Origin of the sequence: Thorsellia anophelis DSM 18579, from assembly GCF_900111395.1 — a bacterium.
Lineage (GTDB): Bacteria > Pseudomonadota > Gammaproteobacteria > Enterobacterales > Thorselliaceae > Thorsellia > Thorsellia anophelis.
In genome coordinates, this window is the sequence record NZ_FOHV01000008.1 from 133,700 (window position 1) to 147,932 (window position 14,233).

Here is a 14,233-nt window from a genome sequence, read left to right on the forward strand (position 1 = left end):
ATTCCCTTTTAATCTTTAACAGTACTTGAAGGAGGATCTTGTTGAGTATTGCCATAAAATACTGCAGGACGCTCATCATCAGTCAATACTGTCACAACTCTTGTATCGTCATCATCATGAAGCTCTGTTGAACTTAATTTAATGTGCCTCAGAACCCCTCCAAAAGTTTTACGCAAATTTTCTTCGGTAAAGGTTTCACTAATGCCGCCAAATCCAATTACCGAACGGTTAAATAAGACAACCTGGTCGCAAAATTCTGGAACACTTCCAAGATTATGAGTTGAAATCAAAATTAAATGCCCCTGTTCTCTTGAACGTTGGAGCAAATCAATAATTGCATTTTCTGTTTTAACATCTACCCCCGTAAAAGGTTCATCAAGCATTAGCACTTTACCTTGCTGTGCTAGTGCTCTTGCAAGAAATACTCTCTTTTTCTGCCCACCAGAAAGCTCACCAATTTGCCTGGTTTTATAATCAGTTAATCCAACTAAGTCTATTGCTTTATCGACTTCCAAATGATCATTTCTAGAAGCAATTCTTAATAGGTTCATAGATCCGTATCGCCCCATCATAACGACATCACGAACAAGTATCGGGAAATCCCAATCAACTTCCTCCGTTTGAGGCACGTAGGCTATGAGATTATTACGAAGAGCTTGTTTTATAGTCTGCCCATTTAAACTCACCGTGCCATCCATCGGGTCTACAACTCCCATTAAACTTTTGAAAAGAGTAGATTTTCCGCCACCATTAGGCCCAACCAGAGCACAAATTGTTCCACCTTCAAGTTCAAATGAAGCATCTTTTATTGCCTGATTGCCGTTACTATAAACATAGCTAATATTCTTGACAGATAAGTGGGCTAAATTTTTAATTAAACCGTTCAAATTGACTCCTAATTCTCTTTTGCAGTCTCAAAACCTAAAACTATTGTATCAAGCGTTCTTTCAAGCAATTTTAGATAGGTAGGGACTGGCCCTTCGCTGTTTGATAATGAATCAACGAATAAGACTCCTCCATAAATCGCGTTAGTCTCAGCAGCAATTGTTCTAGCAGGTCTATCTGAAGTAGTATTTTCTGAAAACACAACGGGTATTTGATTTAACTTAATTAAATCGATTAATTCAGTTAGCTCCCTTGGTTTGACTTGTTGTTCTGCATTAATAGGGTACAAATAAGCTTCTTTTAAATCAAAATCCTTGGCTAAATAACTAAATGCCCCCTCAGATGTAACAAGCCATCTTGCTTCAGGTTCAAGATAGCTTAATTTTTTTTCAATTTGAAGTGCTAATTGTTTGATTTTCTCGGCATAGTCTAATGCATTTTGCTCGTAATAAGTCCTATTGGGCGGATCTAAATCAATAAAAGCATTTTTTATATTTTCAATATAAATTAAAGCATTGTTAGGTGACATCCATGCATGTGGATTTGGTATTAACTCAGCTTCGTTAGTGTGTTCAGAATTCTCTATATTTATTGGGACAATCCCATCCGTAACTAAAATAGCAGGAATAGTTCTTATATCTTGATAAAACTTTTCAAACCAAGACTCTAGGTTCAAACCATTATATAAAATCAGATCCGCATGCTGAATTTTAGCAATATCCTTTGGTGTAGGCTGATAATCATGAATTTCGGCGCCTGGCTTAGTTATCGATTCAACTACCATTTTGTCACCCGCAATAGTTTGCGCCATATCCTGCAAAATAGTAAATGTTGTAATCACTCGAAAAGGTTTTGAGGGGAGAGTCTCAGCGAATCCATGGTAGGGGATAAAATAAAACAATATAAAAAGAATTGAAAAACGATTCAAACTAGTTGGAGCAAAAACTTGCAATTTTTTCATCTAGAAAATCCATCTAAGAATACAGACTCAATAGATATTGAGCCTGCTTATATTACAAATACTTAAAAATTAATTATGCTCACTTATATCACCGATAATCACTTCTTGCTCACCATCATAGATAGTGTTATCTAAATCGACTTTTGCAATACTTGTATTGAGAGCATCCGCATGACTCTGCAAATCTAATGCAATGCCTACACTGTTTTTTGCAGCAATATCATTATCTTTGACAACTTCTTCAAGTGTTTTAAGGGATTGATTAACAACTTGTACTTGTAAAGATTGTGACTCTGTATTCTTTGATATGCTGCTAACAAGTCCTGAAACGTCTTCAACAGATACTGCCATACTACTAATAGTAGTGTTCGCTGAGTTAACAAATTTTACCCCTTCTTTCATATGAGTAACACTTGTATCTATCAATACTTCAATTTCTTTAGCAGCTTGACCAGCCCGCTGTGCTAATGTTCTAACCTCAGATGCCACCACAGCAAATCCACGACCTTGCTCACCCGCTCTAGCTGCTTCAACTGCAGCATTTAATGCAAGAATATTCGTCTGAAATGAAATACCATTAATGACCTCAGTGATAGCTGAAATTTTAGAAGCTGAAACTTCAATATCACTCATAACTTTAACAATTTCATTTACTAATGACCGCCCCTCTCTTGCCTCATTGGCAGCTGATGTTATTAATTTGTCAGCGCTAGTTGCGATTTGTTCATTCTCTGTTATTGATTCGCCTAACTCTTCAATCGTTACAGCTGTTTGATGCAATCTTATTGAAGCATTGCTACTTTTTTCTGTTAAATACTCCCCAGTTGTCGCAATTGTATTTGCAGATTCAAAGACTGAAGCACTATGAGTTTTTACTTCACTCACAGCAACATTCAGATTATCCATTGCAATCTGAAGCCTATCAGATAACAAATACGAATTCATTTCAGATGTTTTGAGCATCATTGCTATTTTTATTTGAAATCCTGTCTGAACAACCACATAAGCAGCATGTATCATAACTTGTTTAAAATTAGCCTCTTCTAAACAAAATATTTCAAAACCAGCCGCCTGTAATCTATCAACTACAACGTGATGAATAGCAATAACAACTGCTGCGACCATAATAGGTCGCCAATCTCTGTACATAAGCAGCAATGCTAAGGTAACAAAAACGCCAAAATGAAATTCTATCATCCCCATTGCAAAATGAATATGTAACGCAACCATAAGCATCAAAGTAACAGCCATGAAGTATCGGCAAGGTTCTTTTCCCTTATATAATACATATCCAAAAACGCCTATACCTAATACAATTAATGAGCTAATTATTGCTTCGATTAATTGACTTCCATGATGTTGCTTAAAAAAAGCCAATCCAATTGTGACAAAACAATAAACAATTAAGACATAAAGCATTAATGTATCGGCTAATTTATCTGTAGCGAATTTTCTAGCTAAGGATGATTGTGATAGTACAGTTTTCATTTTTGACCTATTTGATAGACTTGATTAAAATAACTTAAAATATAATTCTAGCATTATTATTTCTATTTTATACCATTCTTTTAAATTCAATGGAACTAATTAACGCTAAAATTCATAACTAAACATGAGCAAATGTAAAATTAACTTACATAATTATAGCAATAGCAAAATCATTAATTGAAACAGGGTTTCAAGATGAAACAAGATAATGATAAGCCACTATAATTCAATAATAAATAACATTGAGATTAATCTAAATTTAACAAATTAAAACTACTTAGTAGCAATTAGACATCAATTTATACGTTGAAATTAAAGAAATGATTATCATAAACGATTCTACCTCTAACCCAATTACTAATACTGATTGGTGCCTGTACATGATTGAAGATAGATATGAATCAATTTATACGGGTATTACAAATAATTTAACAAAAAGATTTCTTGCACATCAAAAAGGCAAAGGAGCAAAAGCATTGAGAGGGAAAAGCCCTTTGAGAATTGTTTATGTATTAACCGAACTCACCCATAAAAAAGCAGCTCAGCTGGAATACAAAATAAAACAGCTACCAAGAGCCCAAAAATTAAAAATAATCTTAGGTGAATTTAATCCACTTGAGTTAATTTAGAATATATTTGTACTATGCCTATCATAACTTGATAAGCACAGCTATACTCTTATTGATTCTCTTCCACATAAAAACATGCAACTAGCTGATTACTATAATCCTTAAGTACTGGCTGAGCAGTAAAGCATTTATCGAATGCTTTAGCACACCTAGCACTAAATGCACATCCTTTAGGGGGGTTGAGTGGGCTAGGAAGTTCACCAACAAGTTTAATCCTCTCAATTCTCTCTTGTTTTTTTAATCTTGGCGTTGCAGATAATAAAGCTTGTGTATAAGGGTGCATAGGATTTGCGTAGACTTGTTCTTTTGTGCCTTTTTCGACACAGCGCCCTAAATACATAACCATTACATCATCAGCTATATGTTCAACAACTGATAAATCATGAGAAATAAATACATAAGCAAGCCCCATCTCTTCTTGTAAATCCATCATTAAATTTAGGACCTGTGCTCTTACAGAGACATCTAAAGCTGAAACTGGTTCATCTGCTATGACAATATCTGGCTCAAGCATCAATCCTCTTGCAATTGCAATTCTTTGCCTCTGTCCACCAGAAAACATATGAGGATATCTGTCATAAAATTCCTCTTTCAATCCAACTTTAGCCATAATTTTTAGTACTTTACTACGGATAGCTTCTTTTGATAATAAAGTATTAACCTCAAGAGGCTCACTTAATATATGCCCTACTTTTTGTCTTGGATTTAGTGAGCCATATGGATTTTGAAAAACAATTTGAATTTTTTGGCGTCGCAAGGCTTTATTAGCAGGATTTTTATCAAGTAAATCTTGCCCTTTATAAAAGAGTTCGCCTTGCGTGGGTGATTCAATCATTGTAAGAAGTTTTCCAAGAGTTGATTTACCGCAACCTGATTCACCTACAACTGCAAGTGTTTTACCAACTTTTAGTTCAAAAGAAACCCCATCTAAAGCTTTAACAGTCTGTGATTTACCAAAAACCCCTTTCTTTACTTCATAATATTTTTTTAAATTATTTGCAAGCAATACTGTTTCACCTGCATTTTGTTTTCCTACATTATTTGATTGTTCATCAATTTGGTGACTATTCATAATCCTATTACCTTCTATAATCCCTTTTAAGAGAACCTATCGACCTATCGAATAAAGCTTTAATCCTAATTGTGAATGTCAATATCTATTTGTTGACTGTTAAGGGAAAATGGCACTTGACTAAATGCGAATCTACCTGAGTTAACTCAGGTTCAGTTTGTAAACATTTTTCTTTAACATACGGACAACGGGGATTTAACAAACACCCTGTTGGCCTGTCATACTTACCTGGTACTACCCCAGGTAAAGACTCGAGCCTAGAGCGATTTTGAGAAAATTCAGGCAAGGCTTTCAGTAGAGATTCAGTATAAGGATGCATAGGATTCACAAACAATGAATTTGCATCAGCGACCTCAACAACTTGACCTGCATACATAACAATGATTTTCTCTGCAGATTCTGCAACCAATGCAAGATCATGTGTAATTAAAATTAATGCCATTTGCTCTTTTTGTTGTAATTCAAGCAATAATTCAATTATCTGAGCTTGAATAGTAACATCTAAAGCAGTTGTTGGCTCATCAGCTATCAATAGTTTAGGCCTGCATGCAATCGCCATTGCTATCATAACTCGTTGACTCATCCCTCCAGATAATTGGTGAGGATATACTTTTAATCGTGATTCAGGATCGGGAATCCCCACTTGATTCAATAATTCAATAGCGCGGAGTTTCCGCTCTGATTTAGTCCCACCTTGGTGAACTTTTAATGCTTCCATAATTTGATAACCAACTGTATGAGATGGATTCAAACTTGTCATCGCATCCTGAAAAATCATTGCGATATCAGCACCGATAATTTTATTTTTTGCTTTTTCAGTTAGACTTTGTAAATCAATACCATCAAAAAGCATTTTATCTGCGCTTACAATGCCTGGATAATCGATAAGCCCCATCAAAGCTAAGGAGCTCACTGATTTACCTGAACCTGATTCACCAACAATTCCAACCACCTGTCCTTTTTCAACCTGATATGAAATTCTATCAACTGCTTTAAAAGGTTGATTTTTTTCACCAAAATGAACTGACAAGTTTTGTAACTCTAGTAATGCCATAACTATAATCCTAATTTATGCCCATTAAACTGAGCTTAGTATAAAATTTTATTGTGTTAGATTTGATAAGTTAGCTCTAAAGAGTCTTATTGTTTTATTGCTTTAACTTAGGATCTAAAGCATCCCTTAGTCCATCCCCAACTAAGTTAAATGCTAGAACAGTAAACAGAATTGCTAAACCAGGAAATACAACAATCCACCATGCACTTTGTAAAAATTTAAGTCCATCGGCTAACAATGTCCCCCACTCAGGATCCGGAGCTTGCACACCCATACCTAAGAAACCTAGTGCAGCCATATCTAAAATTGCATTGGAAAAACCTAATGAGCCTTGGACAATAAGAGGGGCCAAACAATTAGGTAAGATATTGTTAAACATCTGCCTCAAATTTCCAGCACCCACCACTCTTGAGGCTATCACATAATCTTTTTTCATTTCAGATAAAACCTGGGCTCTAGTTAGCCTTATATAATGAGGCAACCCAACAAAAGTCAAAGCTAAAGAAGCTGTATAAATTGACTTTCCGAAGATTGATACAAGAACTAAAGCAAGCAACAAGCTAGGTAAGGCCATCATAATATCTGCAATACGCATAATTGTTGCGTCAATCACACCACCAAAATACCCTGCAATTAAACCAATTATGACACCAAATACCAATGATAGCGTCACAACAAAGCAGGCGATTAAAAGAGATAGGCGTGTACCATAAATGATTCTTGATAACATATCACGCCCAATATCATCTGTTCCTAAAATAAATTTTGTGCTGCCACCCTCCAACCAAAATGGTGGAGGTAAGGAGTCTAAATTTTTAATATCATGTAATTCAAAAGGAGAATGTGGGGCAATCCAAGGGGCAAATATTGCAATAATTAACATGACAATTATATAAATAAGTCCAACAACAGCACCTCTATTTTTTGAAAAGTATTTCCAAAACTCTTTTGCTGGAGATAAAGGTACCGGACCTATGTTTGCTTGAGTTTGTACTGTATTAAGTGAATGGCTTTCTGACATGATTTCCTCTATATCGTTTAACTCTGCGTCAAATTAGCTATTACGAACTTTAGGATTAATGAATCCATAAAGGATATCCACGGCTAAATTAACAAAAATTATCAATGTGGCCACAATTAAAACGCCACCTTGAATGACAGGGTAATCCCGGCGATTCAATGAATCAATCAACCATGTACCAATACCAGGCCATGAAAAAACTGATTCAGTCAACACTGCCCCAGAAAGTAAAGCACCAAGTTGCAATCCTATAACAGTAATCACAGGCATTAGCGCATTTCTTAGTGCATGAATGATAATTACACGCCATTTAGGCAGGCCTTTTGCCCTAGCTGTTCTGATATAATCTTCATTTAAAACTTCGAGCATACTTGAACGCGTCATACGAACAATAACAGCGAGTGGGATTGTAGATAAAACAATTGCAGGTAAAATCAGATAGGATACTGCACTTTTAAAATACCCTTCTTTACCATATAAGAGTGTATCGATAAGCATAAATCCTGTTAAATCATCTCTAACACTTCTAGGAAATCTAACTAGGGTAGGATCGATTCGTCCACTTACTGGCGTTATATCTAAGTAAATTGATACGACTAAAACAAGCATCATCCCCCACCAAAAAATTGGCATGGAATATCCTGTTAATGAAAGTGATACTGTTGCATGATCAAAAAAAGATCCCCGTTTAACCGCAGCAATAACACCTAAAGGGACTCCTAATCCAACTGCAATAATTAAAGCAAAAAAAGCAAGTTCAAACGTTGCTTTGAATCTTGGTACAAATTCATCCCATACCGGTTTTTTTGATTTAAATGATTTTCCTAAATCACCTTGTACTACACCTTTAATGTAGGAAAAATATTGTTGGTACAGTGGCTTATCTAAACCAAAATCTGCTAATAATTGAGCATGACGTTCTTCAGAAAGCCCTCGTTCACCTGACATGATTAAAACGGGATCACCTGGTATCATATGAACTAAAGAAAATGTAATTAATGTTATCCCAATAAAAGTTGGAACAATCATGAGTAGTTTTTTATAAATAAATTGAAACATTGCTCGTTATCTCTGTTCATTTGTTTGCTACTTCTAGATAGTCATGACGACTACCTAGAAGTAGCAATAAAAAAATTATCAGCCTGATAGCCGCAACACGTTCTCTGATTATTAAGATTGTATCCCAAAAACATTTGAAGCGGATATGAAACATTTTAAAAAGGCGTGATAATACGCATCTGAGATGATTGGTCAATAAAAAAATGACTGAATCTTTAAAAAAAATAATTTTTTATTAAATAACGCATGATTAAAAAACTTTAATCATGCGTTAATATAATCATTACTTATCTTTAATTGAAACTTGATTGAAGAAATGTTTACCTAATTTATCAACAATATAGCCATCAACTCGTTTATTCACCGGTTCAAAAACAGTTGAGTGAGCTATCATGATTGCTGGCATTTGTTCATTCATCACCACTTGAGCCTGCCTATATAACTCCGCTCTTTTTTCATGGTCATTTTCTGAACGCGCTGGTTGAATAATATCTTCAAAAGGTTGGTAACACCATCTTGAGTAATTTGATCCATCCTGAGCAGCTGCACAGCTAAATAGCGTTGCAAAAAAGTTATCAGGATCACCATTATCACCTGACCATCCCATCATAACTACTTGATGTTCTCCATCTTTAGCACGTTTTAAATATTCACCCCATTCATAGCTGACTATCTGCGCATTAATGCCAATTTTAGCCCAATCAGCCTGGATCATCTCAGCCATTCTTCTTGCATTAGGATTATAAGGCCTTTGAACAGGCATAGCCCAAAGATCAATTTTAGTTCCCTCAGCAATGCCAGCTTCTTTTAATAAAGCTTTAGCTTTTTCAATATCAAATGGTAAATCTACGACATCATCATTATAACCCCACATTGATGGTGGAATTAAATTTTTGGCTTGTTGCCCTGCTCCTTGGTATACAGCATCAATTATAGCTGGTTTATTGACAGCCATTGCTAATGCTTGTCTAACCTTAACATTATCAAGAGGTGGTTTGGTGACGTTAAAAGCAATATATCCAACATTCAGGCCAGGTTCTTCATATACAGTCAAATTTTCGTCTTGCTTAATTTTTGCAATATCAGCAGGGTTTGGGTATGGCATTGCTTGGCATTCATCTTTTTGCATTTTCGCATAACGAATTGACGCATCTGGGGTTATAGAGAAAATGAGCGTTTCTAATTTAGCCTTTTCTCCCCAATAATCAGGAAATGCATCATATACAATTGTAGAATCTTGTTGATATTCTGCTAATTGGAATGGGCCTGTTCCTACAGGGTTAATGTCAACTTTTTCAGGGGTGCCTGCTTCTAACATTAAGTCAGCATATTCGCTAGAGAGAATAGAGGCAAAATCCATTGCTAGATTTGCTAAGAAAGGCGACTCTGGCCTAGTTAATGTCATTTTGACAGTATAGTCATCAACTTTTTCAACTGATTTGATTAAATCGCCCATTCCCATACCTTGAAAATATTCATAAGTACCACCAGACACTTTATGATAAGGATGAGCACTATCTTTTTGCCTCATAAAGCTAAACACTACATCGTCTGCATTGAAATCACGTGTTGGTGTAAAATCATCTGTTTCATGAAATTTAACACCTTGGCGCAGTTTAAACGTATAAACTAAACCATCTTCACTCACTTCCCAACTTTCAGCAAGCCCTGGCTCAATTTCAGTTGTGCCTAGTTTAAATTCAATTAACCGGTTATACATTGGTACCGATGATGCATCATAAGTCGTACCAGAAGTATAAAGCTGCGGATTAAACCCTTCTGGCGATGCTTCAGAGCAATAAACTAATGTATTGGCTTGTGATATTGTAGAAAATGACAAACCAACAATACCTATTGTCAAACAAGCTAATTTAGATAACTTAAATTTCATTATTAACAACCTCTATCAATTTAATTTTAGTGCTTGTACGTTACTAAGCACATCTTATTTAGTTTTATATTTATCTTGTAACCACAGACTAAATACATAACGGTTAGGCTTAAGAACAAGGAGTAAATTTATAACCTTAATGAAACGTAAAGTAAAGAGGGAAAAAGTATTCATTTGCAACAATTAAAGCGTTACGTTAAACTTTCAGTATACAAGTGAATTCATTTTTTTGTTCTAATTGTTATATTTGCATGATAACTTGCATTAGATCAATATAATTTATTTTTTTAGTCTTGATTGTGCTAAGAGTGTGGACTATATCTCATTTTTTTGATTTAACCCATGTAATGTTCTCAGTTATTAGCTCTAAATCATTACACTCAATTTTGTCTTTTCACTTTTATTTGAATTACATTAAATGTAGATAAACTTTATACATACATATACTTAATGTAATTGTATACATTTTTTTATTGCAAGGAAATTCGAGTCATGCCTGATATTATTTTAAAACAAGTACATGATGCAAAAATACAGCCTGAATCCGATTTCGATATAACCATAGTGGGGGCTGGAATGATAGGTCTCTCACTTGCAATTGCACTCGCTAACGAAGGATTTAATATTGCCATTATTGATAAATCTTTCCTAACGCAAGACATCTATTCCACTGCAGAACAACCAGATATAAGAGTCTCATCTTTATCGTTAGGCACGAAAGATTTTCTGGCTAAAATTCATGTTTGGGAACACTTAGAAAAACAACGTTATACTCCATATTCTAAATTATCCACATGGGATGCACATTTACCTGCTGTTAATTTTGATTCTGCTAATCTCGGATATCAACAATTAGGGTTCATGGTAGAAAATAGCATTTTACAATCAACTTTAATCTCATTAGTAAAACAAAAAATTAACATCACCTTTTTTGAAGGTGCTAGTGTAACTAAAATTAGCTCTATAGATGAAAATGAAGTACAAACAATCGAATTTGATTGTGCTAATTCTCAAAAAAAATCGATTTACTCAAAGCTTATTGTTGGTGCTGATGGTGCACAGTCGAGTATTAGAAGACTTGCTAACATAGGCACAATAGGATGGCAATATAACCAAAGCTGTATGCTGATTACTGTTAAAACTAATAGTTTAGAAAAAGATATTACTTGGCAACAATTCACTCCATCAGGCCCAAAAGCTTATTTACCTTTACATGACAACTGGGCATCTTTAATTTGGTATGATGATAAGGTTAAAATAAAGCAATTAATGAGCCTGTCAGACGAACAACTTACAAATGAAATAAAACTCGCCTTCCCTGCAAGAATCGGGGAAATTGAAGTTATTGATAAAGCTATGTTCCCTTTAACTAGAATGCATGCAAAAACGTATTGGAAACCAAGAATTGCTTTAGTAGGTGATGCAGCTCACACTATTAATCCACTTGCAGGTCAAGGTGCTAATTTAGGCTTTAAGGACATTGAATATCTTTCAAACTTAATAGTCACATCTCATAATTCTGGTAAAAATTGGTATTCAAACGAGGTATTATCTAAGTATAATTCTAAGCGCATTAAAGATAATTTATTGATGCAAAGTGCTATGGATGCCATTTACTTTTCTTTTTCTAACAAAAATAGACCAATTAAATTATTAAGAAATTTTTTATTCATGGCCGTAGAACATAACAATTTAATAAAAAATTTTATATTAAAATACGCAATTGGGCTTAAGCAAGAAAGGTAATGTGGCTGTAATAAACACACTAAAAATCATTCAGTATATTTTTTAGTGTGTTTTGAATATTCAATATTAGTAAAAAACATTTACTACCAATTTAATTGAAGTCCTTCTGCGGCTAACGCGCTTAGTACAGCAGGCCTATTCCCTACTCGCTTCATATACTTTTTAACATTCTCTAAATGACTGATATCCATCTGTAAGAAAAAAGTCCAATTAATAACAGTAAACAGATATCCATCAGCACAACTATAATTAGCACCTAGTAAATACTCATTACTAGCAAAATGCTTATCTAGCATTGCTAGTTTTTGCATAAGGTTAGCTTTAGCAATTTCCCTATATTCCTCAGGTGTTTTTGGATTATAAAGTGGACCAAAACCTTTATGCATTTCTGTTGAGACAAAATTTAACCAGCCTATTGCTTCATATCGTTTTAAAGAATTTAATTCTGGTAAAAGCTGACGATCTTTCTTTTGATCAGCTATATATTGTACAATAGCAACACCTTCTGTAAGCAAATAACCATTATCAAGCAATAATGCAGGCACCTGTCCTTTAGGATTAATCGCTAAGAAATCCTCACCAGATTCAGTTTTTTTTGTTGCTAAATCTACAGCTTCAAGCGTAAAGTCTATACCCGCTTCTCTTAAAGCAATATGTGGCGATAGTGAACATGAACCTGCCTTATAATAAAGTTTCATTTTATATACCTTTAGTTGATTTTGATTGATCTATCATGTAATTAATTTAGAGATTATTTAAGTGCTAAACCACCTAATTTAATCTCACCATCAATACCATAATAAATGGTTGAACTAAAAACATCTTTTTTAAATTCCATCGTCCTATTACCAATTGAAATAGTTGTTCCGCCATAAAGTGTATCATAAAAAACAATTTTAGCGCTTTCAAGACCATGTATATTCGCTTCAATTTTTTGGTATGTCGATCTTAATTCATCGAGCTTCTCAATCATTTTATCCCTTGATAATTTGACTCTTTGTGCAATCCCATTTTCACCTCGTTCAGGCTCTTCAAAAATTAACTTGATTAACTTATCCAGCTTTTGTTTTTCAACCAAAATTTCATCATATCTTTTTTTAATTTTATATTTTTTATTATCTACAAAAAGATCAATACCAACATGAATGTGCGTTTCTAGCCCATTATCGAAACCAATTGAACCAGCAATCACTTTGTTAAATGCAATAAGTTTTCCACCACGAATAAGGCCGCTATTCACACCTCGTTTGCCTACAAAAATTGATTCACCTGCAATTACCTGGCTACCAACAATAGCATGTTCACAATAAACAGAACGTGATGAACGGACATTTGCATTTTCAATAAATTTTGCTCTAATATCACCTTGGCAAACGATATGGACCTGTTTAGATGTTTCCTCAATATCTGGGGCACCTATTATCCCCCCACTCGTGCTAATTCTACCTGATGCTTCAACTCTCGAAATACCAATAGTACCATCTACAGCTATATCACCATTTACTTTTACATCCATCCCATTTTGTAAGTCACCATTTATTACTAAAGCGCCTTCAAACTCAATATATTTGGTACCAATACCTTCTAAATTAATTTCATGATAAGGTACAACGCTCATTCCATATCTATGTAAAATAGGTTTACCTTCAACAGCTGCAATCAATAAATTAGGATCTAGATCATCAAATTTCACCCCTTTTAAATCTTCTGCAAAAGTAATGTCAGGATACGATTTTGGAGTAATAAATGCCCCAGTGATATCTATTCCATCTACGCCATCATATTTAGGTACAAGCCGCATTATAGGGGTGCCAATTTTTATGTATGGTAATTTTTTCAAACTAAACAAGTCAAAAAAAGATTCTTCATCTTGATTACTCATTAAATCATAGGGCACTAGGCCCTCGACATAACTAATAAAATGTGCAGCTTTCCCTTCTTCAGCTGGAATACCTGAAGCTATCACTGTAGCAGGTGTTTGCTGCTTTTGGATTAACTCAGATATTAAAGCTTCATCAACGCCAAATACAATATTCAGTTGTTCTAATTTTGATTTAACGTCAGTTTCAGATACAAGTCTACCGCCGGATGCAGGCCATATTTGCAAGTAAGCATTCATTTTATCTTGCGAGATAGTTATTTGAAATTTACCATCAACAATATTTGCGATAGATTCACGGATAGGATTGGTAACACTGTTTTTTTCATTACACTGAAAAATAAAATTTGCAGCAGATTCATTATTTAATCTTGATGCATCCCATCCCTTAGCACTAAATTCATGCACTAACTGATCTAATGTTATCTTGATATGTGTATCTGACTGAATATTTTCATGTGTAAAATTTTTAGCATCAAAAATTACAGTAATATTACCAGTTTCTTCGTTATGTTCAAATTGAAAGAGTGAACTATCTTGCATATTGG

The 14,233-nt window shown here is 34.5% G+C and carries 12 protein-coding genes; 2 read left to right on the plus strand and 10 right to left on the minus strand.

Annotation, left to right across the window (positions count from 1 at the left end; translation table 11 throughout):
• Positions 1–8 precede the first annotated feature (8 nt).
• From BMW37_RS06775 to BMW37_RS06785, 3 genes are all read right to left on the minus strand, one after another.
• Complete coding sequence (locus BMW37_RS06775; protein WP_093318878.1) at positions 9–887, minus strand: metal ABC transporter ATP-binding protein; 879 nt, start codon at positions 885–887, stop codon at positions 9–11.
• An 8-nt stretch (positions 888–895) separates the two neighbouring features.
• Positions 896–1,846: a metal ABC transporter substrate-binding protein gene (locus BMW37_RS06780; protein WP_093318880.1), complete on the minus strand. Its 951-nt coding sequence runs from the start codon at positions 1,844–1,846 to the stop codon at positions 896–898.
• 69 nt (positions 1,847–1,915) lie between these two features.
• Positions 1,916–3,334 carry a methyl-accepting chemotaxis protein gene (locus tag BMW37_RS06785; protein WP_093318883.1) on the minus strand — a complete coding sequence of 473 codons (1,419 nt, stop codon included), beginning with the start codon at positions 3,332–3,334 and terminating at the stop codon, positions 1,916–1,918.
• A gap of 380 nt (positions 3,335–3,714) precedes the next feature.
• Here BMW37_RS06785 and BMW37_RS06790 point away from each other — a divergent pair, with 380 nt between their 5' ends.
• Complete coding sequence (locus BMW37_RS06790; protein ID WP_177168603.1) at positions 3,715–3,963, plus strand: GIY-YIG nuclease family protein; 249 nt, start codon at positions 3,715–3,717, stop codon at positions 3,961–3,963.
• Between the two features lie 49 nt (positions 3,964–4,012).
• Here BMW37_RS06790 and BMW37_RS06795 read toward each other — a convergent pair whose 3' ends face one another.
• From BMW37_RS06795 to dppA, 5 genes are all read right to left on the minus strand, one after another.
• On the minus strand, positions 4,013–5,035 hold the full coding sequence (locus BMW37_RS06795; RefSeq protein WP_093318889.1) for a peptide ABC transporter ATP-binding protein: 1,023 nt from the start codon (positions 5,033–5,035) through the stop codon (positions 4,013–4,015).
• A gap of 85 nt (positions 5,036–5,120) precedes the next feature.
• Complete coding sequence (gene dppD, locus BMW37_RS06800; protein WP_093318892.1) at positions 5,121–6,089, minus strand: dipeptide ABC transporter ATP-binding protein; 969 nt, start codon at positions 6,087–6,089, stop codon at positions 5,121–5,123.
• 94 nt (positions 6,090–6,183) lie between these two features.
• The gene (dppC, locus tag BMW37_RS06805) at positions 6,184–7,110 is read right to left on the minus strand and encodes a dipeptide ABC transporter permease DppC (protein WP_093318894.1); all 927 of its coding nucleotides are present in this window, start codon (positions 7,108–7,110) and stop codon (positions 6,184–6,186) included.
• A gap of 33 nt (positions 7,111–7,143) precedes the next feature.
• The gene (locus tag BMW37_RS06810) at positions 7,144–8,169 is read right to left on the minus strand and encodes an ABC transporter permease subunit (protein ID WP_093318897.1); all 1,026 of its coding nucleotides are present in this window, start codon (positions 8,167–8,169) and stop codon (positions 7,144–7,146) included.
• 283 nt (positions 8,170–8,452) lie between these two features.
• Positions 8,453–10,060: a dipeptide ABC transporter periplasmic-binding protein DppA gene (dppA, locus tag BMW37_RS06815; protein ID WP_093318899.1), complete on the minus strand. Its 1,608-nt coding sequence runs from the start codon at positions 10,058–10,060 to the stop codon at positions 8,453–8,455.
• 492 nt (positions 10,061–10,552) lie between these two features.
• Between dppA and BMW37_RS06820 the strand changes: the two genes are divergently transcribed.
• Positions 10,553–11,806 carry an FAD-dependent monooxygenase gene (locus tag BMW37_RS06820; protein ID WP_093318902.1) on the plus strand — a complete coding sequence of 418 codons (1,254 nt, stop codon included), beginning with the start codon at positions 10,553–10,555 and terminating at the stop codon, positions 11,804–11,806.
• An 83-nt stretch (positions 11,807–11,889) separates the two neighbouring features.
• On the opposite strand, the gene gstA is transcribed toward BMW37_RS06820, so the two are convergent.
• The gene (gstA, locus tag BMW37_RS06825; protein ID WP_093318904.1) at positions 11,890–12,504 is read right to left on the minus strand and encodes a glutathione transferase GstA; all 615 of its coding nucleotides are present in this window, start codon (positions 12,502–12,504) and stop codon (positions 11,890–11,892) included.
• 53 nt (positions 12,505–12,557) lie between these two features.
• Positions 12,558–14,228, minus strand: coding sequence for a flagellar assembly protein A (locus BMW37_RS06830; protein WP_093318907.1), 1,671 nt, complete (start codon positions 14,226–14,228; stop codon positions 12,558–12,560).
• Positions 14,229–14,233 lie beyond the last annotated feature (5 nt).